The sequence below is a fragment of the Bacillus sp. FH genome, assembly GCF_052216825.1.
Classification (GTDB): domain Bacteria; phylum Bacillota; class Bacilli; order Bacillales; family Bacillaceae_G; genus Bacillus_A; species Bacillus_A paranthracis.
Genome location: NZ_JBQOUU010000001.1, coordinates 2,030,317 through 2,056,610, shown reverse-complemented (window position 1 = coordinate 2,056,610; position 26,294 = coordinate 2,030,317). Strand labels below are relative to the sequence as shown.

Sequence of the window (26,294 nt, the reverse complement as noted above, 5' to 3'; positions counted from 1 at the left end):
AAGTGTAGAAAAAGCATCATTTAGTGTCAACGTTTATTTTCTAGGAAGAGAAGGTGAATTTCTCAGAAATGCTAAACGTTGACAGGCCTTTCGTTTGAGGTGTATCTTAAAATCAAGCGTAATTATGACTATTTTTCGCCCATAGGGGGGAGACAATTGTGATTCAAACGAAACAAAAAGGCTTGCAGGAAGTTCTAAGTGCAGCCATTAAGCATGCAACTGATGAAAAAATATTGGTTAGTTTTGTAAAAAAAATAGACTGGATGGATCCACTTCTGTTTTATGCAGCAGGAAAAAGGATCTCATTCGAAAATAGATGTTATTTTGCAGACCCAGCTCAGCATGTAATATTTGCTGGAATTGGTTCTGTTTTCACTATAGCAACTGCTTCTCACAAACGCTTTCAAACTGCTCGTGACGAGTGGGATAAAGTAAAAGAGAAAGCATTTGTACAAAGAGAAAGATACGAATTTGGAACAGGTCCTCTTTTATTTGGTGGATTTTCATTTGACCAAGAAAAAGAGAAAACAGATTTATGGAAAGAATTTGATGATACGACATTTTCACTACCGGCATTTTTATTAACTGTAAAAAATGAAAGAGCATGGTTAACAATGAATACATTCGTTTCAGCAACAGATTGTGCAGAAACTCTTTATAACGAAATTGTTTCTTTAGAAGAGAAAATTTTTGAGGAGAGTAAATGTGCACTAGAAGGATCGAAATTAACAGTTACTTCTAAAGTAGAAGTGGATCCGAAAGGCTGGATGAAGTCCATTGAGAAAGTGCAAGATGAGATGAAGCAGGGGAACGTGCAGAAGGTTGTATTAGCGAGGGAGCTAAAAGTAGAGATGGATCATCATATTGATTCTGCGCTTGTTTTAGAAGCACTTCGCATTGGGCAACCAGATTGTTACGTATTTTCTTTTGATTATAAAGGAGCATGCTTCTTAGGAGCGACGCCAGAGAGATTAATTCGCAAAGAAGATGAGAAGTTTACTTCAATGTGTCTTGCTGGTTCAACTGGTCATGGTCAATCTATAGAAGAAAGTAAGCGAAATAGTGATGCGCTTCTTCATGATGAAAAGAATTTAGCTGAACACGGTTATGTTGTGAACATGATTCGAGGAGTATTAAATGAGCACTGCGAATCCGTTAATATTCCGGAAAGTCCCGGTCTATTAACAACGAAAAACTTAATTCATTTATATACGCCTGTAGAGGCAAAAGGCGACGCGAGTCTTTTAACGATGGTAGAAGAATTACATCCAACACCAGCTCTTGGCGGGACACCTCGTTTAGAAGCGATGAAACTAATTCGTGATGTTGAATTGTTAGACAGAGGATTATATGGTGCACCGATTGGCTGGATAGATGATGAAGGAAATGGTGAATTTGCGGTTGCACTTCGCTGCGGATTATTAAATGGAGAGAAAGCATCCTTATTTGCCGGTTGCGGGATTGTAATTGATTCAGTACCGCAACTTGAATATGAAGAAACAAGTTTGAAGTTTAGACCGATGCTTGGTGCTTTGGAGGAATTAATGAAATGAACAATCATATAGAAGCATTATCATATTATTTAGGCGCGTTCGTGGATGAACTGACGCGTCTAAATGTATGTGATGTTGTCATTAGTCCAGGCTCACGGTCAACGCCGATTGCTCTACTAATGGAACAACATGAAGGAATGAACACATATTTACATGTAGATGAAAGATCTGCAGGATTTTTTGCGCTCGGTATTGCAAAAGCGAAAAAACGTCCTGTTGCATTATTATGTACGTCAGGAACGGCTGCAGCGAACTACTATCCAGCTGTATGTGAAGCTTTTCATTCGCGAGTGCCGCTTATCGTCTTAACGGCAGATAGACCGCATGAATTAAGAGATGTCGGTGCACCACAAGCGATGAATCAAATTAATTTATACGGCACGTTTGTGAAGCAATTTACAGAGATGGCACTTCCAGAAGCGAATGAGGCGATGTATCATTACGCTCGCATGACAACGCAGCGCACGATAGCAAGCGCGCTTTTAGCACCGCAAGGACCTGTTCATCTTAATTTTCCGGTTCGCGAACCGCTTATCCCGGACTTCTCATTAGAAAGTTTATGGGATAAAGGACGCGGAGAATATACAGGAGTAGTTCAGCGAGGGAACGCGGTGATGCCGAGTGAATATGTAGATTCTCTTGTAGGGCGCCTTTCACATATGGAAAAGGGGCTTATTATTTGTGGAGATGATAGTCATTCAGAAATCGCAACGTTTGCAACGCAACTAGCTGAAAAAACGGGATATCCAATATTAGCGGATCCACTTTCTAACATTCGTAGCGGGCACCACGACAAAACGATGGTAATTGACTGTTACGATACATTTTTACGAAATGAATTGTTAAAAGAAACGTGGAAGCCGGACGTTTTAATTCGCTTCGGTGGTATGCCTGTTTCGAAAGCATTAACGCGATTCATTAAAAAACAGACGAAAGCCGTTCATATCGTTGTTGACGAATCTGGACAATGGAGAGATCCGGCTCTCGTTGCAACAGAAGTTGTCCAAGCGAGTGATATTGCATTTTGCAGTGCACTAATAGAAAAAATGCCAGTTATGAAAAAGAATGATTGGTCCCAAATGTGGCAACATATAAACGAAAAAACGAAGGAAACGCTTCGTGAAATGGAAACATATGATACGGCATTTGAAGGAAGAGTCATTACAGATATTGTCCGCGTATTACCAGAAGGGGCAACGTTATTTGCAAGTAATAGTATGCCAATTCGTGATACAGATTCTTTCTTCTTCACATCGGATAAAGACATTCAAGTAATGGCAAATCGCGGTGTAAATGGGATTGATGGGATCATTTCGACAGCTTTAGGAGCGAGCATGATTTGCGATCCACTTGTATTAGTGATTGGTGATTTATCATTCTATCACGATTTAAATGGACTACTAGCCGCAAAATTACATGAATTAAACATAACGATTGTCGTTGTAAATAATGACGGTGGCGGTATTTTCTCATTCTTACCACAGTATGAGAAAAAGGAACATTTCGAATCGTTATTTGGAACACCGATTGGCCTTGATTATGAGCATGTTGTCAACATGTACGGTGGTTCATTTAGCCGTGTAAATGGCTGGGAGCAATTCCGAGAAGAAGTACAAAAAGGAACAACGACAGAAGGTTTACACGTTGTGGAAATTTGTACGAACCGTGATGAAAACTTAACGTTGCACCGTACGTTATGGGCAAAAACACAGGACGTAATTACTACATCGTTGCAAGGTGAATCAAAATGAACGTAACGCTGCAAGGTGTATCGTATGAATATGAAGTAGTCGGAAGCGGGGAACCACTTCTACTTCTTCATGGTTTTACGGGAAGCATGGAGACGTGGCGTTCCTTCGTTCCTTCTTGGAGTGAGCAATTTCAAGTCATTTTAGTAGATATTGTTGGGCACGGAAAAACGGAAAGTCCTGAAGATGTGACGCATTATGATATTCGAAATGTAGCGTTGCAAATGAAAGAACTACTAGATTACCTTCATATTGAAAAGGCGCACATACTTGGCTATTCAATGGGCGGTAGACTGGCGATTACAATGGCGTGTCTATATCCAGAATATGTACGCTCTCTTTTATTAGAAAATTGTACAGCTGGGCTTGAAAGGGAAGATGAGCGAAAAGAACGCTGTGAAAAAGATGAGCGACTTGCTCAAAAAATTGAGCGAGAAGGCATCGAAAGTTTTGTATCGATGTGGGAAAATATTCCGCTGTTTGAAACGCAAAAACGTTTAGCACAAAACGTACAAGAAGCAGTGCGAAAAGAACGACTTGCTAACAATCCAAAAGGGCTCGCAAATAGCTTGCGCGGCATGGGAACAGGGGCTCAGCCTTCATGGTGGAATGAGCTGCAAAACTTAAAAATTCCTGTTCTTTTAATGAACGGTGAGCATGATGAAAAGTTCTTTCGCATATTAAAAAATATCGAAAAATGCGTCTCTGACGCGAAATTTGTCAAAATTGATGGTGCTGGTCATGCAATTCATGTGGAACAACCGGAAAAGTTTGATACAATAGTAAAGGGATTTCTAAAAACTATGCAGTGATGCTTTTTTCAGTTAAGAATGAAGTTACACTTATAGAGGAGATCAGAAATATACAAGGAGGTAGTTGTAATGGCTATTGAATGGGTAAAAGAAGGCAATTACGAAGATATTATTTATTCAACATACAATGGTATCGCAAAGATTTCGATTAACCGCCCTGAAGTACATAACGCATTCCGTCCTAAAACGGTAATGGAGTTAATCGACGCTTTTGCACATGCTCGTGATGATGCAAATGTTGGCGTTATCATTTTAACAGGTGAAGGTGGACGTGCATTCTGTTCTGGCGGCGACCAAAAAGTTCGCGGTCATGGTGGATATGTAGGTGACGACCAAATCCCACGTCTAAACGTATTAGACTTACAACGTCTAATTCGCGCAATTCCTAAACCAGTTATCGCAATGGTAGCAGGTTATGCAATCGGTGGTGGGCACGTACTTCATATCGTATGTGACTTAACAATCGCTGCAGACAACGCTGTATTCGGACAAACAGGTCCTAAAGTAGGAAGCTTTGACGGTGGATACGGAGCTGGTTACTTAGCTCGTATGGTAGGCCACAAGAAAGCTCGCGAAATTTGGTACCTATGCCGTCAATACAACGCGCAAGAAGCGCTTGATATGGGCTTAGTAAATACAGTAGTACCATTAGAACAACTTGAAGCAGAAACAGTACAATGGGCAGAAGAAATTTTAGCAAACAGCCCAATGGCACTTCGTTTCCTAAAAGCTGCATTCAACGCAGACACAGACGGTCTAGCTGGTATTCAACAACTAGCTGGAGATGCAACGTTATTGTACTACACAACTGACGAAGCAAAAGAAGGTCGCGACGCGTTCAAAGAAAAACGCCGTCCAGACTTCGGTCAATTCCCTCGTTTCCCGTGATCAAACCAAAAGCGGAAGCAGCTCGTTCAGAATGTGAGGGGGATGGAGCTTCTGACGTAGAGGCGCTTTTTGCCTCGTAGGAAGAAGTGAAGCCACCGAACATTCTAGCTGCTGTAGCTGGATGAGATCAAAAGCGAAAGCGGCTCACTTAGAACACGAGGGCGTTGGAACTCCTGACGTAGAGGCGCTTTTTGCCTCGCAGGAAGGCGTGAAACGACCGACTGTTCTAGCCGCTGTAGCTGGATGTTTTAAAAGCGGAGCCGACTGTTTAGCCCCCGTTGGCTAAGGTTCTTTCGCACAGAAAGTGTTTTTTACTTTCTTGTGCGGAAGGTTCTTAGACGGAAGGGGCTAGGAGGCGCAGCTGGATAAGATCAAACCGGAAACAAAACAACTAAGAGACTTGATGTCATATCAAGTCTCTTTCTTTCATGAAAGGAGAATGAATGATGGAGACGATGCCAAATTGGTTAAAGCAACGTGCATTTTTAACACCAGATCGAACTGCAATTGAAATAGAGGAAGAGAAAGTTACTTTTATGCAGCTGCATGAAAAAGTAGTATCTGTTTGTGAGCATCTCACGCATGTTGGAGTGAAGCGTGGGCAAAAGGTGGCTGTTCTGATGAAAAATGGTATGGAGATGATTACAGTTATTCACGCCCTATCGTACGTAGGTGCAGTAGCTGTGCTTTTAAATACGCGTCTTTCAAGAGAAGAGCTACTTTGGCAAATGGATGATGCTGAAGTTATTTGTTTAGTGACGGATCAAGATTTTGAGGCTAAAGATGTTCCTGTGTATTCATTCACCGACATAATGAATGGACCAAAAGAGGAAGCCCCTATACAAGAAGAATTCTCTTTAAAAGAAGCGATGACAATTATTTATACGTCAGGGACGACTGGAAAACCGAAAGGCGTTATTTTAACGTACGGCAATCATTGGGCAAGCGCGGTTGGTTCTTCGCTTAATTTAGGACTTCGTGATGATGATTGCTGGTTAGCTTGTATGCCGATGTTCCACGTTGGCGGGCTATCTCTTTTAATGAAAAATATTATGTACGGCATGCGCATTTTACTCGTTCCGAAATATGATGCTGATTTTATTCATAAAGCACTTCAAACGAGAGGTGTAACGATTATTTCTGTCGTTTCTAAAATGTTAACTGATTTATTAGAGCGACTTGGGGCAGAGACATATCCATCTTCTTTACGATGTATGTTACTTGGCGGAGGACCAGCGCCGAAACCGTTATTAGAAACGTGTGTTGATAAAGGGATTCCTGTATATCAAACGTACGGTATGACAGAAACGTCTTCGCAAATTTGTACGTTATCCGCAGATTATATGTTAACGAAAGTAGGGTCAGCTGGAAAACCACTATTTCAGTGCCAACTGCGTATTGAAAAAGATGGCGTAGTAGTGCCGGCGTTTACAGAAGGCGAAATCGTAGTAAAAGGACCGAACGTAACAGGTGGTTACTTTAACCGTGAAGATGCGACGCGTGAGACAATTCAAAACGGATGGCTTCATACTGGCGACCTCGGTTATTTAGACGAAGAAGGATTTTTATACGTATTAGATCGCCGCAGTGATTTAATTATTTCTGGCGGAGAGAATATATATCCAGCTCAAATTGAAGAAGTGTTACTTTCTCATCCGGCGGTAGCGGAAGCTGGTGTTGTCGGTATGACTGATGATAAATGGGGACAAGTACCCGCTGCTTTTGTTGTAAAAAGTGGAGAGGTAACAGAAGAAGAAATTCTTCACTTTTGCGAGGAGAAATTAGCGAAATATAAAGTGCCGAAAAAAGCGTGGTTCTTAGAGGAATTACCACGAAATGCTTCGAAAAAATTGTTAAGACGAGAGTTAAGACAATTAGTGGAGGAGATGTAAGTGGAGATAAAAAAAGCGACACTTCATATAACGGAAATGCCACTCGTCATCCCGTTTGCTGCAAGCTACGGAACGTATGAAAAGCGTGAGAGTATCGTCATTGAATTAGAAGATACGGACGGGTACATTGGATTTGGGGAAGTCGTTGCTTTTTCTGAACCGTGGTATACGGAAGAAACAGTGAAGACGGCGCTGCATGTACTGCAAGACTTTTTATTACCGGATTTATTAAAGGCTGAAATTTCTCATCCGAATGAAGTGCCAAGTTTGTTCCAGCATATAAAAAGAAACCGAATGGCAAAGGCCGGAATTGAAGGGGCTGTTTGGGATTTATATGCGAAGCGTCAAAAGAAATCATTAGCGACATTGCTTGGCGGAACGAAAGCTGAAATTGAAGTTGGTGTTGTAATTGGGCTTAATACGATTCCGGTTATGTTAAAACAAATCGAGAAGTACGCGGAAGAAGGATACGAGCGTTTTAAAGTGAAAATAAAGCCAGAGCATGATTATGAGTTATTGAAAGAAATTCGTAAAGAGTTTCCACATATCCCGTTAATGGCTGATGCAAATTCAGCGTATACATTAGCGGATACAGAGAGTCTGAAACGACTAGATGAATTCCAATTGATGATGATTGAGCAACCGCTAGCGGATTACGATTTTCTTGATCATGCACAGTTGCAAAAGAAAATAGAAACGCCAATTTGTTTGGACGAAAGTATCCATAGTTTAGAAGATGCGCGTGTTGCGATTACACTTGGCAGTTGTCAAATCGTTAACATTAAACCAGGGCGAGTGGGCGGATTAACAGAATCAATCCAAATCCATAATTATTGTATGGAGCATAACATACCAGTTTGGTGCGGCGGTATGGTAGAGATGGGGATTTCAAGAGCACAAAATGTTGCCCTTGCCTCACTGCCTAACTTTACGATTCCAGGCGATATATCCGCTTCTAGTAGGCATTGGGAGAAGGATATTATTTCACCGCAAGTGATGCTTGAGGGAGGGAAAGTGATGGTGCCGCAAAGCGTTGATACTGAGTATGAAGTAGATCGCGGGAGACTGGCGGAAATCACGAAGCAGCGGATTGTGTTTGAGCGGTAGGTTGAGTCTTTAAAATAGTGGGCGAATTTCGTCGTTAATTGTCGGTAAGTCGATATTCCTTGTCGAAACGTCGATATATTAAAAAAATCGTCGATATAATTCAAGTTGTGTTCGATATATTTGGAAAATCGTCGATATAATTTCATTTACTAAGGTTACTCCCGCGAGTAGCCTTTTCTTATTGTACAAATTGGATAGACTAGTTTACAATCGAGCGTATAAAGGGGGAGTAAAATGAAGCGCATTTCCATTTTAATAGCGGATGATGAGGCAGAAATTGCTGATTTAATTGAGATACATTTAGAAAAAGAAGGGTACCACGTCGTGAAAGCAGCTGATGGAGAAGAGGCAATTCATATTATTGAAACGCAGCCAATCGATTTAGTGGTTTTAGATATTATGATGCCGAAAATGGATGGGTATGAAGTGACGCGTCAAATTCGTGCGAAGCATCATATGCCAATCATTTTCTTGAGTGCGAAAACGTCTGATTTTGATAAGGTGACAGGTCTTGTATTAGGTGCAGATGATTATATGACGAAACCTTTTACACCAATTGAATTAGTTGCACGTGTAAATGCACAATTACGTAGGTTTCTTACGTTAAATCAGCCGAAAGTAGCGGAGAATAAATCTGCTTTAGCGATAGGCGGAGTTGTGATTGATCCTGAGCGAAGAACAGTAAATGTGTACGGAGAACAAGTTGAATTAACACCGAAAGAGTTTGATATTTTATATTTATTAGCGAGTCACCCGAAGAAAGTATACAATGTGGAAAATATTTTTCAGCAAGTATGGGCAGATGATTATTATGAAGGCGGAAATACAGTTATGGTACATATTCGTACGTTGCGGAAAAAACTCGGGGAAGATAAAAGAAAAGATAAGCTAATAAAAACAGTGTGGGGAGTAGGGTATACTTTCAATGGATAACATGATGAAAAGCTTTCGATTTAAAATGATTGCCTTATTTGCGTTAAGTATGGTGCTCGCTGCAACTGTAACTTATATAATTTATAAAGGATTGCAGTTGTATTATAAAACGATGGTTCGCTATGAAGAGCCTTTAGCACAATTTAGGTCAATCGTAAGGGAATTTGGAGACATTAACTTCTTTTTAATTTTCTTTATCCCGTTATCTATTATCTTTTTCTTCTTTTTGACAAAACCGTATTTAAAGTATTTTAGTGAGATTTCTAACGGAATTCATCATCTTGCGAACGGTAACTTTACGAATAGAGTTCAAGTTTCATCAAATGATGAATTTGGAGACATCGCGCGTGAAATAAATGTTGCGAGTGAAAAGTTAAAAGAAGCGGTGGAAAGAGGAGACTTTGCTGAGAGTAGTAAAGATCAGCTCGTTGTAAATTTAGCTCATGATTTAAGAACGCCGTTAACATCTGTTTTAGGTTATTTAGATTTAATTCTTAAAGATGAAAATTTAACAAAAGAACAAATTAAACATTTCTCCACAATTGCATATACGAAATCGCAAAGGCTCGAAAGTTTAATTGATGAGTTATTTGAAATTACACGTATGAATTATGGCATGCTAAAGCTGGATAAAAAGCCGATTGATATAAGTGAGCTGCTTATACAGCTAGATGAGGAATTGTATCCGTTATTAGAAAAACATCATTTAGAAGCTAGATTGAATGTTGATCCTCATTTGCCGATTAACGGTGATGGGAAATTGTTAGCTAGAGTATTTGAAAACTTGTTAACAAATGCTGTTCGTTACGGATATGATGGGCAATTTGTTGATTTGAATGGGTATATCGATAATGAAGAAGTTGTCGTACAAGTTATGAATTACGGAGATAGCATTCCAGAAGAGGACTTACCGTATCTTTTTGATATGTTTTATACAGGTGATAAATCGAGGTCAGAAAACCGTGGCGGGACAGGCCTTGGGCTATTTATTGCGAAAAATATTGTTGAACAGCATAACGGGACGATTTCTGCTGAAAGTAATGTAGTTAGAACAATGTTTGAAGTGCGATTGCCAAAAGACGAGAACGTTACAATTTAATAAAAATTTAAACTTTACCCCACTTTTTATTTTAATAGTTTTTTCTATTCTATACGTAAGTTATGTTAAGGAGGAACTAGAAATGAAAAAGTGGGTATTTATTTCTCTTTTTATCGCATGCACAATCTGTGTAGGCTTATATATATCACCGTTATTTCAAAAAGAAATTGATGTGAAAATCGGCGAGGAAAATAGCGCAATAAAGAATGCAAATATGGAAAAGGTCGAGATTACAAAAGAAGAAATTTATAAAGGGAATCTATTATTAGTTAACAAAGATTATCCACTAAAAAAAGATAGCATTAGGTCTGATATTACAAATGTAAATCATAATAGTGAGTTAGTGAGAGGCTACGTAATATTTGATAGAAATCTTCGTTTATCAAAGGATGTTGTAAAAAAGTTTTTGAACGTTGTCGATGCGGCTGGAAAAGATGGCGTACAACATTTCTTAATGAATAGCGGCTATCGAGATTTCCAAGAGCAAAGACAGCTATATGAAAAAATGGGATCTGATTATGCACTCCCAGCAGGATATAGTGAACATAATTTAGGGTTATCACTGGACGTTGGTTCAACGCAAAAGAAAATGGAAAAAGCGCCTGAAGGAAAATGGATTGAAGAGAACGTATGGAAGCACGGATTTGTTTTACGCTATCCGAAAAATAAAAGTAACATTACAGGCATTCAATATGAGCCATGGCACATCCGTTATGTCGGCCTACCTCATAGTGCAATTATGCAAAAAAAGAAAATTACATTAGAGGAATACTTAGACTTCTTAAAAGAGCAAAAAGAAATCACAACCGATGTGGAAGGTAAGCAATATACGGTTTCTTATTATAAAGTTTCCGGAAACATGAAAGTGAATGTTCCGGTGAATAAGCAGTATGAAATTTCGGGAAACAATATGGACGGGGTTATTGTGACGGTTCAGGAATAGAAAAAGAGGTTGTTCCGTTTTGGAGCAGCATCTTTTTATTTAAATTTAAACATTATAACGTTATATTTACTTCTCCCTTTTTTTGTGTTACGCTAAACGTGTGAAAGATATATAAAATGAAATTTTAATGTAAGCGTATTCTTATGGCTTCTTATAGAAAAGGGTGGAAGTACAATGACAGAACGATTCGTACTACGTAATGTGAAACGTGTGAACGGGGAAGAGATTGACATTGTAATTGAAAATAATAAAATCGCACAGGTGACGAAAGCAGGTGCTGGAGAGGGTGGAAAGGTTCTTGATTACTCAGGTACTTACGTATCGAGTGGTTGGATTGATTTGCACGTTCATGCTTTTCCAGAGTTTGATCCGTATGGCGATGAGGTGGATGAAATTGGCGTTAAACAAGGGGTAACGACAATTGTTGATGCGGGTAGCTGCGGAGCTGATCGCATTGCAGATTTAGTAAAAAATAGAGAGCAGGCAAAAACGAATTTATTTGCCTTTTTAAATATTTCTCGCATCGGTTTGAAACGAATTGATGAATTATCCAATATGGAATGGATCGATAAGGAGAAAGTAATAGAAGCAGTAGAAAAGTATAAAGATGTAATCGTTGGTTTAAAGGCGAGAATGAGTAAAAGCGTCGTTTGTGATAGTGGAATTGAACCGCTGCATGTAGCGCGCTCTTTATCCCGTGAAACATCATTACCGATTATGGTACATATCGGTTCAGCGCCTCCTCGCATTGAGGAAGTTGTACCTCTTTTAGAAAAAGATGATGTTATTACACATTACTTAAACGGGAAAGAAAATAATTTATTTGATGAAGAAGGCAAACCGCTACCTGTGTTACTAGATGCAGTGAATCGCGGCGTACGTTTAGATGTTGGTCACGGGAATGCTAGTTTTTCTTTTAAAGTAGCAGAGGCGGCGAAGCGTCACGGTATTGCCTTTAATACAATTAGTACAGATATTTACCGGAAGAATCGCGTGCACGGTCCCGTGTATAGTATGGCTCACGTTCTTTCGAAATTCCTTTACTTAGGTTATTCGCTAGAAGAAGTGATTGATGCGGTGACGAAACATGCGGCAGAATGGCTTAAGAAACCTGAGCTTGGCCGTATTCAAGAAGGCGATATTGCAAATTTAACTTTATTTACGGTGAAAGATGAGAAGATTACGTTAATTGATTCAGAAGGGGATCAGCGCATTGCTGAAAGAAGGATTGATACGAAAGGGGTTGTAATCAATGGGTCATTCATTGAATGCTAAGTATGGATTAAAAAGAGTGATTAATGCGAGCGGTAGAATGAGTATTTTAGGTGTATCCGCTCCGACAGATACAGTTATGGATGCAATGAAACATGGGGGACAAAATTATGTGGAAATTGCTGATTTAGTAGATAAAGCAGGAGACCATATTGCGAGAATTCTAGATGCAGAGGCAGCGGTTGTTGTAAATTCAGCATCGAGCGGAATTGCGCTTTCTATCGCAGCAATTGTGACAGAAGGAAATCGCCGTAAAAGTGAAAGACTTCATCAAGAGGTCATCGCGAAAAACGAAGTGATTATGTTAAAAGGTCATAACGTTCAGTATGGTGCTCCTGTTGAAACGATGATTTACTTAGGCGGAGGAAAACTTGTAGAAGTTGGCTACGCAAATGAAGGGAAAGCAGAACATATTGAAGATGCAATTGGTGAAAATACAGCAGCAATTCTTTATGTAAAATCACATCATGCCGTGCAAAAAAATATGATTTCTGTTGAAGAAGCATGGGAAGTTGCGCAGCGAAATAATGTACCACTTATCGTCGATGCGGCAGCTGAAGAAGATATTCAAAAATATGTGAAGTATGCAGACCTTGCCATTTATAGCGGTTCAAAAGCAATTGAAGGGCCTACTTCTGGTATTGTTGGCGGGAAACGAAAATATATTGAGTGGCTGAAAGTGCAATTACATTGCATCGGAAGAAGTATGAAAGTTGGGAAAGAAACAACATTTGGCTTACTTCAAGCGCTTGATGAGTACGGAGTAAAAGAAGATAAGAGTGAGCAAGAAAAAGAGTTGTTACAAGTACTTATGCCGCTAAAAGAATTAAACGGTGTAAATGTAACGATTGTTCAAGATGAAGCGGGAAGAGCAATCTTTAGAGCCCGTATTCATATTAACGAAAAAGAGTTAAATAAATCGGCAAAAGACGTTGTGACAGCATTACGCGAAGGGGAAATCGCGATTTATACACGTGATTATGGAGTAAGACAAGGATTCTTTGATATTGATCCACGTCCACTTCAAGGTGATGACATACATGTGATTGAAGAAAAATTGAGAGAAATTGTAGGGGGAAACTAAAATGACAAACATTCAAAAACGTTTTTATAAAGGCCGCGTAGCATTAAATGTATTAGCGAACAATATCGAAAATGCGAAAGATATTTTTGAAGCAGCAGAAGGTTATGTAGTAGTGGGAGTGTTATCAAAAGACTATCCAACAGTAGAAGAAGCAGTTACAGCGATGAAAGCATACGGAAAAGAAATTGATGACGCTGTATCGATCGGGCTAGGAGCAGGAGATAATCGCCAAGCAGCAGTTGTAGCTGAAATTGCGAAACATTATCCAGGTAGCCATATTAACCAAGTATTCCCTTCAGTTGGAGCGACACGCGCAAATCTTGGTGGAAAAGATAGCTGGATTAATAGTTTAGTATCGCCAACAGGAAAAGTAGGGTACGTAAATATTTCTACTGGTCCAATTAGTGCAGCTGGAGAAGAAAAAGCAATCGTTCCAATTAAAACAGCGATCGCACTTGTACGTGATATGGGCGGAAATTCATTGAAATACTTCCCGATGAAAGGGCTAGCTCATGAAGAAGAATATCGCGCAGTTGCGAAAGCTTGTGCGGAAGAAGGATTCGCATTAGAGCCAACGGGCGGAATCGATAAAGAAAACTTTGAAACAATTGTACGTATTGCGCTTGAAGCAAACGTAGAGCAAGTGATCCCGCATGTGTACTCTTCTATTATTGATAAAGAAACTGGCAATACGAAAGTAGAAGATGTTCGTGAATTATTAGCAGTCGTGAAGAAGTTAGTTGATCAATATGCGTAAGAAAATTGCAGCATTCGGTGAAGTAATGATGCGCCTGCAAGTACCAGGATATGAATTGTTATCGCAAGCTAATACATTAAAATACTCATTTTCTGGTACAGGTGTGAACGTTGCTGCAGCACTTTCTCATCTCGGGCATGAAGGGCTTCTTATTTCTACTTTACCGGAAAACTCGGTTGGAGATGCTGCATTATCTTACATTCAAAAATTAGGCGTGCAAACCTCGCTTGTTTCAAGAGGCGGTAAATATGTCGGCATGTACTTTTTAGAAAATGGATTTGGCGCACGTGCAAGCCGCGTTACATATTCGAATCGATTAGAAAGTAGCTTTAATACGGCATGTGAAGAAATGTATCAATTTGAAGAAATCGCGAAGGAAATTGATATCGTTCATTTTTGCGGGATTACACTTGCGATGAATGATACTGTGCGCCATCATATGAAATCTTTAGCGAAAGCAGTTAAACAAAACGGAGGCACTGTCGTTTTTGATTGCAATTATCGTCCATCACTTTGGGGAGAAGACGGATATGAACAAGCGAAACCGCATTATGAAGAAATGTTAGGGCTAGCTGATATTGTAATGATGAATGAAAAAGATGCAATGTTTGTTTTAGGAATGAAAACAGAAGAAACGGAGCGAGAGGCGCAGCTCATGGATCTTATTCCAAAGGTAGCTGAAATGTATAGTATCGCTACAATCGCTGGTACACATCGCTCTATTAATAGCGATAATACACACTCGCTTCGCGGATTTATATGTAAAGATGGTGCGTTCACTTTTGCAAAAACACTTACGTTTTCTGTATATGATAGAATAGGTGCTGGAGATGCTTATACGAGCGGGATTATTCATGGCGAGATAGAAGAGTTTGCACCAGAGAAAGCTGTTTCATTTGCGTCAGCAGCTGGAATGCTTGCACATACAATCGTCGGTGATACGCCAATGTCATCAGAGAAGGATATACTTCGGGCAATGACGGCATCAGTAGGTGATGTAGAAAGGTAGTGGGTGTAACGGTGAACGTAACGAGGAAAAAAGGACCATTATATTTACAAATAAAAAACATTATTCGTGATCGAATATTGCATGGTGTATATGCAATTCATACAAATATTCCTTCCGAACCGCAGTTAGAAGAAGAGTTCAAAGTGAGTAAAATTACAGTACGAAATGCGATTAAAGAACTCGCTCAAGAAGGGTATTTAGAAAAGAAAAGCGGTAAAGGAACGAAAGTCATCCGTAACACTTCTGCGACAAAACTGTCAAAGGGTAAGAAATTTACTGAAGTGTTAGTGGAAGAAGGATATAAAGTACAGAAAAAATTGCTAAAAGCAGAAATTGTTCAGAATGAAGAAGGAACAGTGCCATTTCGATTATTCGGTAAAGAGAGTTTTCGTATTGAACGTTTATATACGTTAAATGATGCACCGTACATTCATTATACGCACTATTTCTCAGCGAAAATGGCAAGTACAGATTTATCGGACTTTGACTTGCAATCGCTTTATGATTTAGTTGAAGACCGAGGCATTCATTTAGAAAACTTTAGAGATGAATTCGCTGTTGGACTTGCACCTAATTTCGTTGCAGAAGCGTTAGGTGAAAAAGAGGGGACAGCGCTATTAAAACGAATGCGCTATTCTTACGATGAAGTTGGCGAAGTAATTGAATATAGCGAAGGCTACTACAATACAGAAATGCAGCATTATGTAGTGAATTATGACGTATAAAAAGAGGGTATTCGCCCTCTTTTTTTATAAAGTAAGGGGAATGAAAAATGGATATATACTTATTAATCGTCACGTTACTTGCAATTGCGATTGTTATTTTAGGGGTATCATGGTGGAAGTGGCATGCATTTATTAGTTTAACAGTTGCGAGTTTATTTTTAGCTATTATGTCTGGACTGAACTTAACGAAAATAGTGGCTGCCTATGAATCTGGTGTTGGTAGTGTACTAGGGCATTTAGTTGGTATTTTAGCTCTCGGTACAATTTTAGGAAAAATGATGTCCGATTCAGGGGCAGGCATGCAAGTGGCAGATTTCTTTATTCGATTTTTCGGTGTGAAAAAATTACCGTGGGCTATGTTATTTGCAGGGTTTGTTATAGGGATTCCCGTCTTTTTTGAAGTAGGGATTGTCATTTTATTACCACTTGTTATTTCAATTCGAAAAACAACGAAACAAAACATATTATTAATTGCTTTACCTGTTATTGCTGGGTTATCTATTGTTCACGGGCTCGTGCCACCACATCCAGGGGCGATGACAGCAATCGGTATTTATAACGCGAACTTAGGAAAGGTACTTTTATATTCATTACTTATCGCGTTACCAACAGCCATTATCGCAGGACCGATATTTGCAAAGTGGGTACATAAAAGGGTTATACCTGAAAATGAACCAGAGCTTATTCGAGTTACGACTGTCTCAACTGATTTACCGAGTCGTAAAGTTTCATTCTTTATTATTTTATTACCAGTTGTATTGATGATTTTATCGGTCGTTGCACCATATATTTCATTACCGAAAAAGATGACTGAATTTTTTGTGTTTATTGGAAGTCCAGTAATCGCTTTACTTATTTCATGTTTCGCAGCATTTTATTTACTTGGAATAAGACAAGGAATTAATAAAAAGATGATTAAAAAATTAACGGATGAAAGCTTATTACCTGTCGGTTCCATTATTTTAATTATCGGTGCAGGCGGTGGATTTAAACAAATATTAATTGAAAGCGGCGTTGGAACGGCGATCGCGCAAATGGCAGAACATATATCGTTATCACCAATTGTGTTAGCTTTCATGGTAGCTGGATTAATTCGAATCGCAACAGGTTCAGCGACAGTAGCATTAACGACAGCAGCAGGGATTGTTTCACCAGTTATTCAGCACATGTCTGGTGTGAATTTAGAATTGCTCGTTATAGCAACCGGAGCAGGTTCATTAATGTTTTCTCACGTAAATGATGCAGGGTTCTGGCTTGTAAAAGAGTATTTAGGTTTGACGGTGAAGGAAACGTTTAAAACGTGGACGGTACTGGAGACATTGTTATCATTTATTGCATTTGGTTTTGCACTTTTATTGAATATGTTTATTTAGGAGATACCTTAACAGGTATCTTTTTTTGATAAAGCCCATTTCTAAAAACAAGCCCGTTTTTAAGCAAGCCAAGCTTCCTATTCGCCCTGAAAACATAATATAAATGGAATCCCCTCATTTAGAGCAAGGTGAACTTGTTATGAATGATACTAAAGGAGGAATAGAGTAATGAGCGAAAAGTGTGAACACAGACATGATGATTGTAACCGCAGACATGGGTGCGGAGGCGGTTTTGCGCTTCTAATCGTATTGTTTATTTTATTAATTATCATCGGTGCTAGCTGCTTCGGCGGTGGCGGTTGTGGTTATGGCGGTTACGGCGGCTACGGATATGGTGGCTACGGCGGATATTGCTGCTAATTAAAAACTATTGAAAATGGCCTTGTGCAATACGCACAAGGCCATTTTATTCATATTTTTATGTGTTGTGATAATTTATTAATGTACAGAGATCGGATTAAGAAGAAGAAAATAATCTCGATAATCCCAAAGAAAGTGAGTACAATTAATAGCTCTTTTAGTAAAGAAAAAGCGAGCATGCTTTGTAAAAACTTAACCGCAAATAATGTGTGAACACCAGCAACAATGTAAGGGACGAAAAATAAAATTCCTAATTGAATCGTTGCGGAGCGAAACATTTCTGACTCAGTTAATCCAAGCTTTGTAATCGTAATATATTTTTGTTTTTCATTCGTTAAGTCGTTATACATACGGAAGTATAAAACACTAGCTGCACCGATAAAGAAAATAAAGCCGAGAAATGCCCAAATAAAGAATTGAGCAACTGCATTTCCTTTACTATGAACCAGTTCATCCGTAGCTGTATAAATATGAAATGGTTTAATGAAATCTTCTTCACCCTTATGTGCTTCATACAAAGTTTCTTCATCATGATTTAAGCTTTTTAATATATTTTTTGTTGGGACAATTGCATTTTCCCAATTCTCCACGAAGTAGTTATAAACTGTAATTGTTTCAATATGAGGAACCATATTTTCAATTACTTCATCTCGCATCACTATTAAGTGAGGTAATGCAAAGGGAGGCTCAATTCCTCTATTAATAAAACCTTTAATTTGAAATTCCTTTTTATTAGAGCCAAGTGTAATCGTGCCCTGCTTCGCAAATGGGTTAGACACGAGATTTAATAACGCTGGTGAATAGCGAGAAATATTATAAACTTGTGAAGATTCGAGAGTGATTTCTGGCCTGTTTAATTGCTTTGCTATTGCGTTATAATCACTCATTTTCATAATGGCAATTGATTCTTTTGAAGCTGTATCTTTTAAAACGGTAAATTTATATTTTTTATATTGAAAATTAGCATTTGTAAGTTCAGTTTCAATCGTAGTAATATGCTTTTGTTCAAATACATTAATACCTTCTGATGTATAGGTGAATGGTATAGGATATCGTTCTAGTATGGGTGCTTTCGTATGATTGTTTGCAGCAAATAACCCGATAATAATCGTAAATGCAAGTGCAGATAGCATAGAAACGATAAAGAGTACATTAATATTACTGCGGGTACGAGAAACTAAATCTGAAATCCATAACATATTTATTTGTTTCAAATAAAACTTTCTTCGTTTCTTTAAAATATAGATAAAGAGAAGAAATGTTTGTGAAAAAAATAAATACGTCCCAATTACTACAAGCGGTAAAATAGATAACATAATTAAGAATACAGATCCATTTTGGGCATTTTTTTCTGTTATGTAGCCTTGCGGATAACCGGCAATATAATAACATAGTCCTAGACAAGTTAAAGCAAATAGTGAAATGATTATAGATGGTCTTTTTTCGCTCTTCTCTTTGTTAACTCCCTTAATAAGCTGCGTTGTTTTTCGAGTACGAATAAACATTGGTGTAAACGTAGATACGATGAAAAATAAAATAATAAAAGTTACGGTTGTAACGATAATAGCTTCTGTTGGCCAATATAAATAGAGGCCTTTTGCACTTGTTAATTTAGAAGTAACGAGTAAGAAAAAGTTAGAGAAAACAAGACCGCCTTGAATACCTGCAAAGATAGCAAGCATTCCAATGATCATATTTTCAGTAAACAAAAGACGTTTTAATTGTTTTTGAGATATACCGAGAACAGTTAAAACGCCAAATTGCTGCTTCCGTACATTTAAAAATGTTCCAATTGAATATAAGAGAAAGAAGAACGAGAACATAACGATAACCAACTGCGCTGTACTAGCTAAGTTCATTAGAGGATCACGTTCTTGGAAACTTTGTACACTTTGTAACCGCGGATGATATGCATATACAGTAAATGAAAAGAAAACCATGATAGAAAACGCACTACTTACAAAGTAGGCGAAATATGCTTTTGAATTACGGGAGACATTTTTAAATGCGAATTGCCAAAATGTCATCCACGTCTTCCTCCTAGTAATGCTAAAACATCTAATATTTCTTGATAAAATTTCTCACGGTACAATCCGCGGTGTAGTTCATTGTAAAGTTCGCCATCTTTAATGAAAATGACGCGGTTACAATAACTTGCTGCGAATGGATCGTGCGTAACCATTAAAATTGTTGCATCTTCTTCTTTGTTCAATTTCGTAAATAGTTCCATCACGTCAATTGCCGCTTTTGAATCTAAATTTCCTGTCGGTTCATCGGCAAGTAAAAGTGAAGGATGATGAATAACAGCACGTGCTACTGCGGTACGCTGTGCTTGTCCTCCTGACACTTCAAAGATACGCTTGTCTAAAATATGATCAATTCCAAGTTTCTTTGAAATGTTATCAAGCTTTTCATCCATTTCTTTTAAAGGAACATTATCTAATGTTAAAGGTAGTACGATATTTTCACCGATTGTTAGTGTATCTAGTAGGTTAAAATTTTGGAAAACAAATCCTAGCTCTTGGCGGCGGAAAATAGCTAACTTCTCTCTACGAAATGTGTGCGGTTTTTTTCCATTAATCACGACATCACCAGCAGTCGGAGAATCAATGGTAGAAATAACGTTTAAAAATGTAGATTTACCGCTACCAGATGGTCCCATAATCGCAACGAATTCACCTTTATCTACATGTAAATTTATATTTTTTAAAGCAGTATGAGGGACCTTTCCTTCATACACTTTTGAGACATTTTTAATGTGTAACACTTCTTCCATAATAATCACCTTTCTATCCTTTAAAACTTAATATGGTGTGATAATTTTTGCATATAGAAGGAACGAATTAAAAGGAAAAATAAAATTTCAACTGTTCCAAAAATCATCAGTACGACTGTAATCTCAGCGAAGAACGAGAGATGTAAAACTTCTTGCAGCATCTTTGTCGCAAACATCGTATGAATTGATGCCATAATGTACGGGACAAAGAATAGAATCGCAAGTTGAATTGTAGCAGATCGTTTCATTTCGGCTTCTGTTAAACCAATTTTTGTAATCGTTACATACTTTTCTTGTTCATTTGTTAAATCTGTATGCATCCTGAAGTAAAGAACACTGCCAGCACCAATAAAGAAAATAACACCTAAGAAAGTACCAATTAAGAAGAACGAAGCGACATTTTGTTTTGTTGTGTATAGAGAATCGCTCGCTTCACTTGCATGGAAAGGCGGGTGTTCTGCTTGAATGTTGTTCCCGTCGGTATTAATTTTGTCTATGAATACCGCGCCGATGTTATTAGCTTTTTCCCAGTCCTTAACTTTAAAGCTATATACACTCATCTGTTTTGAAACAGTGGATAATGCTTCTACATTTTCATCAGATAGTATGAGCAATTGGTATATTAAGCGATTTGGGAATGGATTATAACTTTTATATTCTTTCACTTGTAGTTGTAAATTGTTTTGCGTAAGTGTAAGAGTATTTTTCTTGTCTTTATTGTGAAGCGTTCCAATAACTTGATCATCTAAGTCTTTCATAAGAATATAAGATTCATTCTTATTTACCGTGAGTGTCTCCCAATTTAAAGCTTTAGCAAGTACATTATAGTCACTTTGCTTAATGGCATAATAGAGCTGCGTGTTATTTTCAGCTGAAGATACTTCATATATATCCGTTTTAAATTTTGTATAAGTAAAGTGCTCTTCATTAAATTTTTGTTCTAACCAGTTTAAATGTTCATCCGCCAACGTATTTTCAGTATGTGATAAATATGTAAAAGGAAAAGGGTTTTCTCTTACTGTATCGAACTTCATAAATTTACCAAATCCATATAAGAATGTAATCATAGTAAAAGCAAGTGTTGATAGCATCGCTACAATAAAGAGCATGTTAATGTTTGTCCGAATGCGCGCTGCCAAATCAGAAATCCAAAGCATATTAATTCGCTTCATATAAAATGTTCTTCGCGTTTTTAATATACGAATGAGTAAAAAACTAATTTGTGAAAAGAAAAAGTATGTTCCAGCTGTAACAAGTGACGGAATGAGAAATATACTGGTGGCGGCGTACAAAAGCCCAACTACGTCGCCGAGCGACATGAAATATAGCGGATTGGCTGCTAGCACGTATCCAGATATTAAACATATCGCACCAAATAGAGAGATGAGCACAGATGCTTTTCTTTCTTTTTGTTTTGTTCCTTCTTTTAAAAGACGTACAGCCTTTCTCGTCCGAATTAGCATCGGCGTAAACGATGAGACGAGAATGAAGAGTCCTAGAAAAATGATCATAGTTAAAATAATGGCAGCTGTTGGCCAATATAAATATAAACCAGGAACATGTGTAATCTTGGCGGTAACTAATAAAAAGAACTGCGAGAAAACAAGTCCAAGTTGAATGCCGAAAAAGATGGAAAGAACACCAATTAGCATGTTTTCTAGAAATACGAGTCTCTTTAATTGTTTTTGGGATATGCCAAGTACTGTTAAAATCCCAAATTGCTTTTTTCGCACTTTTAAGAAAGTACCGATTGAATATAGTAAAAAGAAAAATGAAAAGAATACGATGACAATTTCTGAAATTGTCATTAATATGTTCAGAGCAGCATTCACGCCTGTCATATGCAATTTAGGATGAAATAAATAAACTGCAAACGAGAAAAAAATTGCAATGGAAAATGCACTGCTTACAAAATAGGCGAAATAAGCTCTGGCGTTCCTTGTGACGTTTTTAAATGCAAACTGCCAAAATGTCATTCACCTAAACCTCCTAATATAATGGGCATGAAAAAGGAGGGAAGAGATCCCACCTTTTTCATGTAATAACCTTTTTAATGTGTATCAGTATATTGTGATAACTTCTGCATATAAAGTGAGCGAATGAATAAGAAAAATACAATTTCAACGAATCCAAAAATAATAAGAACGGCTGAAACTTCTTTGAACAAAGATAAGCCAATTACATCTTGTAGCATTTTCGTTGCGAACATTGTATGAATGGATGCCATAATGTACGGAACGAAAAATAAAATACTAAGTTGTATGGTTGCAGATCGTTTCATCTCTGCACCTGTTACACCGATTTTAGAAATCGTTATATATTTCTCTTGTTCGTTCGTCAAATCTGTATACATTCTAAAGTAAAGAACGCTACCGGCTCCAATGAAGAAAATAACTCCTAAAAATGTTCCAATTAGGAAGTATGCAGCACTACCAGATGTTATTCTGTATAACGATCCTGCTGATTCAAATAGTCGAATAAGAGTCCCTTCATATTGGGAGTTGTTGCGATCTTTTTGCACTTTTTCTATAAAAGTATCAGCAATTTCATATGTCTGTTCCCAATTTTGAATTTTATAATTATATGCCGATATATGCTTTACCGAGTTAGGTAAGTTGTTCACAACAATATCAGGCAAAACGATCGTTTGATATGAAAAGTCAGATGGAATTGCATGGATCTGTTCATAGCCTTTTACTTTTAATTTCGTATTTGTACTAGAGAGTGTAATGTAATCTCTTTTATAGCTTTGCTCAAATTCATTGAATATAGTGATATAAGACGTCCCCGTTAAAACATATGCCTCGTTATCATTTATAAATAGTTGTTTCATTCGTAAAGAATTCGCAAGTTTGTTATAGTCACTTTGCTTAATTGCGTATACGTCATTATAAATAGCTATACCTTTATCTTCTTCTAGCGGTGTTTCATACATATCAGCTGTTATTTTCTCATAAGGAAAATGCTCTTTTTTTAATTGTTGCTCAAGCCAATTTAAATGCTCTGTAACAAAAGGATTCGCATCATAAGAAAAATAAGAAATTGGGAAAGGCGAAGTTCGATTAACGTCTAGCTTAATAAATTTTCCGAACCCATATAGGAACGTAATCATTGTGAAAGCGATAGTAGATAGCATTGCTACAATAAAAAGCATATTAATATTCGTTCGAATACGGTTTGCTAAATCAGAAATCCAAAGCATATTAATCTGTTTCATATAAAACTTTCTTCTTTTCTTTAAAATATGAATAAGTAAGAAACTAATTTGTGAAAAGAAGAAATATGTACCGATTGTAACGAGCGTTGGAATGACGAAAATACTTGAAACCATATATATAACACCTATTTGTGGGCTTACTGATACGAAATATTTAGGATTTCCAGCTAACGCATAGCCACCAAATAAACAAATCGCACCAAATAAAGAAACGAGTATGGATGGTTTTTTTTCTTTTTGTTTTCCGCTCTTTGTTTTTAACAGGTGTACCGCTTTTTTTGTACGAATGAGCATCGGTGTCAATGTAGATACAACGATAAAAAGACTAAGGAAGACGATTGTCGTTAAAATAAACGCGTTAATAGGCAAGTATAAATATATGCCCGGTACATGCGTAATTTTTGCTGTCACTAATAAGAAAAATTGCGAGAAGACAAGTCCAAACTGCATGCCGAAAAAGATAGATAAAATACCGATTAACATATTTTCCATGAAGACGAGACGGTGTAATTGTTTTCTCGATATTCCTAAAACGGTCAAAACGCCGAATTGTTTTTTTCTAACTTTTAAAAAAGTGCCAATGGAATATAGTAAAAAGAAGAAAGAAAAAAATACAATTACTACTTCTGAAAATATCATTAATCCTGAAATTTCAGAGACCGTGCCAAAGTTTTGTAATTTCGGATGGAATAAGTAAACAGCAAATGAAAAGAAAACGGCAATCGAAAAAGAACTACTTACAAAGTAAGCAAAATAAGCTCTCGAGTTGCGCGTGACGTTTTTAAATGCAAATTGCCAAAATGTCATAAATTATACCTCCGATTAGAAGATATAGAAGTAGTTTTATTGCAAAAAATGTATGAGAGTGAGTTCTCATACATTTTGCTTGCATATGTCACGATCATGCTTCGGTCACCTTCTCCGTATGTTCTGATTGATTATTTGCAGCGTTGTGGAAGATGATTTTAATCGTCGTTCCTTTCCCAACTTCAGAATCTAGTTTGACAGAGTGACCTAAATAATCACAAATTTTACTTACGATATAAAGTCCCATACCAGTAGATTCTCCGAATGTACGACCATTTTTCCCAGTGTAAAACGGTTCGAATACTCGTCGAATATCTTCTTGCGGAATACCAACACCTTCATCACGAACTTCTAAAATAATATCTTTTCCGTTTCGATAAGCGGATAAGAATACTTTCTTTCCGCGCTCACCAGAGTAACGAACGGCATTTGTCATTAACTGATAGATGATAAATTTTAGCCATTTCGCATCAGAAGCAACCTGTAAATCAGAATGAACTTCTAAAACAGGGAAGACTCCGTTTCGGATAAATAGTTCTTTTAATCCATTAATATTTTTCGTTACCGTATCTTTTAATGAAATCGTCTCAACATGGAAGTCTTCATGGAAGTTATTTAACCTTGCCATGTATAAAGCCATATCAAGCCCTTGGTTTAGACGTTCTAATTCTTTTTTGAATTTCGGAATTAAATGTTCATCTTCCATTTCGAGTACCATAAGTTGCATAACAGAAACGGGCGTTTTCATTTGATGCACCCAGTGGTTAATGAATAATTGATGTTCTTGTTGTTTTACTTCGTACGATTGTAGTTCTTTTTGGAATAGACGATACTGCGTGCGCACGAGTTCATTTACACCGTGAGGCATCGGAGCAGTTGCTCTTTCAATAAATGCATCTTCCATTTTTTCTGGTTGTTCACTTAATCTATGGTACATTCTACGATTACGAACGTAACGGTAAGCGAGGAAACAAATAAATAAGTATAAGCTTAAAACGACGAAGTAAAATTTATTATTTTGAAATCCATCTACTGCATCATACAGAACGAAAATGATACCGAAGTTTAATACGTACAGTAGAAAAAATGCAAAATGATCACGTAAAAATAGCTTCATGCTTATTCACTCCAAGTTGCGTTAAAACGATACCCAAGTCCGCGCACTGTTTCAATAGCATTTTCAATACCAAGCTCATTGAACTTTTTACGAAGACGCGTAATGTTTACGTTTAATGTGTTTTCTTCAACGAAGCTCTCGTCATCCCAAAGAGCGGCTAGTAAATCTTCACGGCTCGCTGTACGAGGGAATTTAGATAATAACATTTCTGCTAAAATAGCTTCTTTCTTCGTTAAAAGAACTTGTTCAGATCCGAAGTGAATTTCAGGACGTTCTGGGAATAGTTTTAAGCCTTCTACTTCAACGATACGTTCAGAAATATTTGGCGCATAATCACCGTAAATACGGCGTAATTGACCTTTAATTTTTGCCATTACAACGTCATAGTGGAACGGTTTTGTAATATAATCATCCGCACCGCTTTCAATCGCCATAATTTGTTCCATCTCACCAGCACGAGCTGAAATGAAAATAATAGGACAAGTAGATTCATGACGAATTTGGCGGCACCAGTAAAATCCATCGAATTTTGGTAAGTTTACATCAAGTAAAACAAGATGTGGCTTTACAGCGTTAAAAGACTCCATAATATCATCGAAGTTCTCTGCAACAACAGCTTCATAGCCATATTTTTGAATGTGAGATTGTAGTAATGATGAAATATTTGGATCGTCTTCAACGATTAAAATTTTATACATATGTATATTCCTCCTAAAAAACAATTGTAGATATAGTGTATCATGTGTTTCAAGTCTTTTCATTATGTTGAAAGATAAGCTAATAAACAGTATAGGTCAAAAGCGGAGAAAGTAAAAAGGGCCT

22 protein-coding genes are annotated in these 26,294 nt (G+C 37.5%); 16 read left to right on the top strand and 6 right to left on the bottom strand.

Annotated features, from left to right (window positions below; genetic code table 11):
* The first annotated feature begins 158 nt into the window (after nucleotides 1–158).
* The 16 genes from ACTT1L_RS10935 to ACTT1L_RS10860 all read left to right on the top strand — a co-directional run bounded on the left by ACTT1L_RS10935 (nucleotide 159) and on the right by ACTT1L_RS10860 (nucleotide 17,555).
* Nucleotides 159–1,553, top strand: coding sequence for an isochorismate synthase (locus ACTT1L_RS10935; RefSeq protein ID WP_071743349.1), 1,395 nt, complete (start codon nucleotides 159–161; stop codon nucleotides 1,551–1,553).
* Nucleotides 1,550–3,304, top strand: a complete 1,755-nt coding sequence (gene menD / locus ACTT1L_RS10930) for a 2-succinyl-5-enolpyruvyl-6-hydroxy-3-cyclohexene-1-carboxylic-acid synthase (RefSeq protein WP_442821906.1) — start codon at nucleotides 1,550–1,552, stop codon at nucleotides 3,302–3,304. Before ACTT1L_RS10935 ends, menD begins: the two co-directional genes overlap by 4 nt.
* Entirely contained in the window at nucleotides 3,301–4,113 is an 813-nt protein-coding gene (gene menH, locus ACTT1L_RS10925) for a 2-succinyl-6-hydroxy-2,4-cyclohexadiene-1-carboxylate synthase (RefSeq protein WP_214328391.1), read from the top strand. The genes menD and menH overlap by 4 nt, the downstream gene beginning before the upstream one ends.
* A gap of 69 nt (nucleotides 4,114–4,182) precedes the next feature.
* Nucleotides 4,183–5,001: a 1,4-dihydroxy-2-naphthoyl-CoA synthase gene (gene menB / locus ACTT1L_RS10920; RefSeq protein ID WP_000963874.1), complete on the top strand. Its 819-nt coding sequence runs from the start codon at nucleotides 4,183–4,185 to the stop codon at nucleotides 4,999–5,001.
* A 446-nt stretch (nucleotides 5,002–5,447) separates the two neighbouring features.
* Nucleotides 5,448–6,893 (top strand): o-succinylbenzoate--CoA ligase, encoded by a 1,446-nt coding sequence (locus ACTT1L_RS10915; protein ID WP_309422032.1) that lies wholly within the window; start codon nucleotides 5,448–5,450, stop codon nucleotides 6,891–6,893.
* Nucleotides 6,894–8,000, top strand: a complete 1,107-nt coding sequence (gene menC / locus ACTT1L_RS10910; RefSeq protein WP_000403291.1) for an o-succinylbenzoate synthase — start codon at nucleotides 6,894–6,896, stop codon at nucleotides 7,998–8,000.
* A 234-nt stretch (nucleotides 8,001–8,234) separates the two neighbouring features.
* Nucleotides 8,235–8,933 carry a response regulator transcription factor gene (locus tag ACTT1L_RS10905; protein ID WP_046199482.1) on the top strand — a complete coding sequence of 233 codons (699 nt, stop codon included), beginning with the start codon at nucleotides 8,235–8,237 and terminating at the stop codon, nucleotides 8,931–8,933.
* Complete coding sequence (locus ACTT1L_RS10900; RefSeq protein ID WP_000369658.1) at nucleotides 8,926–10,032, top strand: HAMP domain-containing sensor histidine kinase; 1,107 nt, start codon at nucleotides 8,926–8,928, stop codon at nucleotides 10,030–10,032. The genes ACTT1L_RS10905 and ACTT1L_RS10900 overlap by 8 nt, the downstream gene beginning before the upstream one ends.
* Nucleotides 10,033–10,114: 82 nt before the next feature.
* On the top strand, nucleotides 10,115–10,975 hold the full coding sequence (locus tag ACTT1L_RS10895; RefSeq protein WP_442821905.1) for a M15 family metallopeptidase: 861 nt from the start codon (nucleotides 10,115–10,117) through the stop codon (nucleotides 10,973–10,975).
* Nucleotides 10,976–11,149: 174 nt separating this feature from the next.
* Nucleotides 11,150–12,250, top strand: a complete 1,101-nt coding sequence (locus ACTT1L_RS10890; RefSeq protein ID WP_163072426.1) for an amidohydrolase/deacetylase family metallohydrolase — start codon at nucleotides 11,150–11,152, stop codon at nucleotides 12,248–12,250.
* Nucleotides 12,228–13,331, top strand: coding sequence for a DgaE family pyridoxal phosphate-dependent ammonia lyase (locus tag ACTT1L_RS10885; protein WP_071728702.1), 1,104 nt, complete (start codon nucleotides 12,228–12,230; stop codon nucleotides 13,329–13,331). The genes ACTT1L_RS10890 and ACTT1L_RS10885 overlap by 23 nt, the downstream gene beginning before the upstream one ends.
* A 1-nt stretch (nucleotide 13,332) precedes the next feature.
* Nucleotides 13,333–14,088 (top strand): 2-dehydro-3-deoxy-phosphogluconate aldolase, encoded by a 756-nt coding sequence (dagF, locus tag ACTT1L_RS10880; RefSeq protein ID WP_044793624.1) that lies wholly within the window; start codon nucleotides 13,333–13,335, stop codon nucleotides 14,086–14,088.
* Nucleotides 14,081–15,097: a sugar kinase gene (locus ACTT1L_RS10875; RefSeq protein ID WP_431079212.1), complete on the top strand. Its 1,017-nt coding sequence runs from the start codon at nucleotides 14,081–14,083 to the stop codon at nucleotides 15,095–15,097. Before dagF ends, ACTT1L_RS10875 begins: the two co-directional genes overlap by 8 nt.
* Nucleotides 15,097–15,822, top strand: coding sequence for a GntR family transcriptional regulator (locus ACTT1L_RS10870; RefSeq protein WP_000539281.1), 726 nt, complete (start codon nucleotides 15,097–15,099; stop codon nucleotides 15,820–15,822). The genes ACTT1L_RS10875 and ACTT1L_RS10870 overlap by 1 nt, the downstream gene beginning before the upstream one ends.
* 47 nt (nucleotides 15,823–15,869) lie before the next feature.
* The gene (gene gntP, locus ACTT1L_RS10865) at nucleotides 15,870–17,195 is read left to right on the top strand and encodes a gluconate permease GntP (protein WP_242265269.1); all 1,326 of its coding nucleotides are present in this window, start codon (nucleotides 15,870–15,872) and stop codon (nucleotides 17,193–17,195) included.
* A gap of 168 nt (nucleotides 17,196–17,363) precedes the next feature.
* Nucleotides 17,364–17,555, top strand: coding sequence for a YjcZ family sporulation protein (locus ACTT1L_RS10860; RefSeq protein ID WP_001290390.1), 192 nt, complete (start codon nucleotides 17,364–17,366; stop codon nucleotides 17,553–17,555).
* Between the two features lie 50 nt (nucleotides 17,556–17,605).
* On the opposite strand, the gene ACTT1L_RS10855 is transcribed toward ACTT1L_RS10860, so the two are convergent.
* The 6 genes from ACTT1L_RS10855 to ACTT1L_RS10830 all read right to left on the bottom strand — a co-directional run bounded on the left by ACTT1L_RS10855 (nucleotide 17,606) and on the right by ACTT1L_RS10830 (nucleotide 26,170).
* Nucleotides 17,606–19,582, bottom strand: a complete 1,977-nt coding sequence (locus tag ACTT1L_RS10855) for an FtsX-like permease family protein (RefSeq protein ID WP_442821904.1) — start codon at nucleotides 19,580–19,582, stop codon at nucleotides 17,606–17,608.
* The gene (locus ACTT1L_RS10850) at nucleotides 19,579–20,331 is read right to left on the bottom strand and encodes an ABC transporter ATP-binding protein (protein WP_000393244.1); all 753 of its coding nucleotides are present in this window, start codon (nucleotides 20,329–20,331) and stop codon (nucleotides 19,579–19,581) included. Before ACTT1L_RS10850 ends, ACTT1L_RS10855 begins: the two co-directional genes overlap by 4 nt.
* Nucleotides 20,332–20,351: 20 nt before the next feature.
* Nucleotides 20,352–22,307 carry an ABC transporter permease gene (locus ACTT1L_RS10845; protein WP_000145014.1) on the bottom strand — a complete coding sequence of 652 codons (1,956 nt, stop codon included), beginning with the start codon at nucleotides 22,305–22,307 and terminating at the stop codon, nucleotides 20,352–20,354.
* A gap of 74 nt (nucleotides 22,308–22,381) precedes the next feature.
* Nucleotides 22,382–24,355: an FtsX-like permease family protein gene (locus tag ACTT1L_RS10840; protein WP_074542770.1), complete on the bottom strand. Its 1,974-nt coding sequence runs from the start codon at nucleotides 24,353–24,355 to the stop codon at nucleotides 22,382–22,384.
* A 94-nt stretch (nucleotides 24,356–24,449) separates the two neighbouring features.
* Complete coding sequence (locus ACTT1L_RS10835; protein ID WP_000765352.1) at nucleotides 24,450–25,472, bottom strand: sensor histidine kinase; 1,023 nt, start codon at nucleotides 25,470–25,472, stop codon at nucleotides 24,450–24,452.
* A 2-nt stretch (nucleotides 25,473–25,474) separates the two neighbouring features.
* On the bottom strand, nucleotides 25,475–26,170 hold the full coding sequence (locus ACTT1L_RS10830; protein ID WP_000276737.1) for a response regulator transcription factor: 696 nt from the start codon (nucleotides 26,168–26,170) through the stop codon (nucleotides 25,475–25,477).
* Between the last annotated feature and the right edge of the window lie 124 nt (nucleotides 26,171–26,294).

Coding starts and splice junctions, on each gene's coding strand:
- menD (WP_442821906.1), top strand. CDS start 1,550: ATGAACAATCATATAGAAGCATTATCATATTATTTAGGCGCGTTCGTG.
- menH (WP_214328391.1), top strand. CDS start 3,301: ATGAACGTAACGCTGCAAGGTGTATCGTATGAATATGAAGTAGTCGGA.
- menB (WP_000963874.1), top strand. CDS start 4,183: ATGGCTATTGAATGGGTAAAAGAAGGCAATTACGAAGATATTATTTAT.
- ACTT1L_RS10915 (WP_309422032.1), top strand. CDS start 5,448: ATGGAGACGATGCCAAATTGGTTAAAGCAACGTGCATTTTTAACACCA.
- ACTT1L_RS10905 (WP_046199482.1), top strand. CDS start 8,235: ATGAAGCGCATTTCCATTTTAATAGCGGATGATGAGGCAGAAATTGCT.
- ACTT1L_RS10900 (WP_000369658.1), top strand. CDS start 8,926: ATGGATAACATGATGAAAAGCTTTCGATTTAAAATGATTGCCTTATTT.
- ACTT1L_RS10895 (WP_442821905.1), top strand. CDS start 10,115: ATGAAAAAGTGGGTATTTATTTCTCTTTTTATCGCATGCACAATCTGT.
- ACTT1L_RS10890 (WP_163072426.1), top strand. CDS start 11,150: ATGACAGAACGATTCGTACTACGTAATGTGAAACGTGTGAACGGGGAA.
- ACTT1L_RS10885 (WP_071728702.1), top strand. CDS start 12,228: ATGGGTCATTCATTGAATGCTAAGTATGGATTAAAAAGAGTGATTAAT.
- dagF (WP_044793624.1), top strand. CDS start 13,333: ATGACAAACATTCAAAAACGTTTTTATAAAGGCCGCGTAGCATTAAAT.
- ACTT1L_RS10875 (WP_431079212.1), top strand. CDS start 14,081: ATGCGTAAGAAAATTGCAGCATTCGGTGAAGTAATGATGCGCCTGCAA.
- gntP (WP_242265269.1), top strand. CDS start 15,870: ATGGATATATACTTATTAATCGTCACGTTACTTGCAATTGCGATTGTT.
- ACTT1L_RS10860 (WP_001290390.1), top strand. CDS start 17,364: ATGAGCGAAAAGTGTGAACACAGACATGATGATTGTAACCGCAGACAT.
- ACTT1L_RS10855 (WP_442821904.1), bottom strand. CDS start 19,582: ATGACATTTTGGCAATTCGCATTTAAAAATGTCTCCCGTAATTCAAAA.
- ACTT1L_RS10850 (WP_000393244.1), bottom strand. CDS start 20,331: ATGGAAGAAGTGTTACACATTAAAAATGTCTCAAAAGTGTATGAAGGA.
- ACTT1L_RS10845 (WP_000145014.1), bottom strand. CDS start 22,307: ATGACATTTTGGCAGTTTGCATTTAAAAACGTCACAAGGAACGCCAGA.
- ACTT1L_RS10840 (WP_074542770.1), bottom strand. CDS start 24,355: ATGACATTTTGGCAATTTGCATTTAAAAACGTCACGCGCAACTCGAGA.
- ACTT1L_RS10835 (WP_000765352.1), bottom strand. CDS start 25,472: ATGAAGCTATTTTTACGTGATCATTTTGCATTTTTTCTACTGTACGTA.
- ACTT1L_RS10830 (WP_000276737.1), bottom strand. CDS start 26,170: ATGTATAAAATTTTAATCGTTGAAGACGATCCAAATATTTCATCATTA.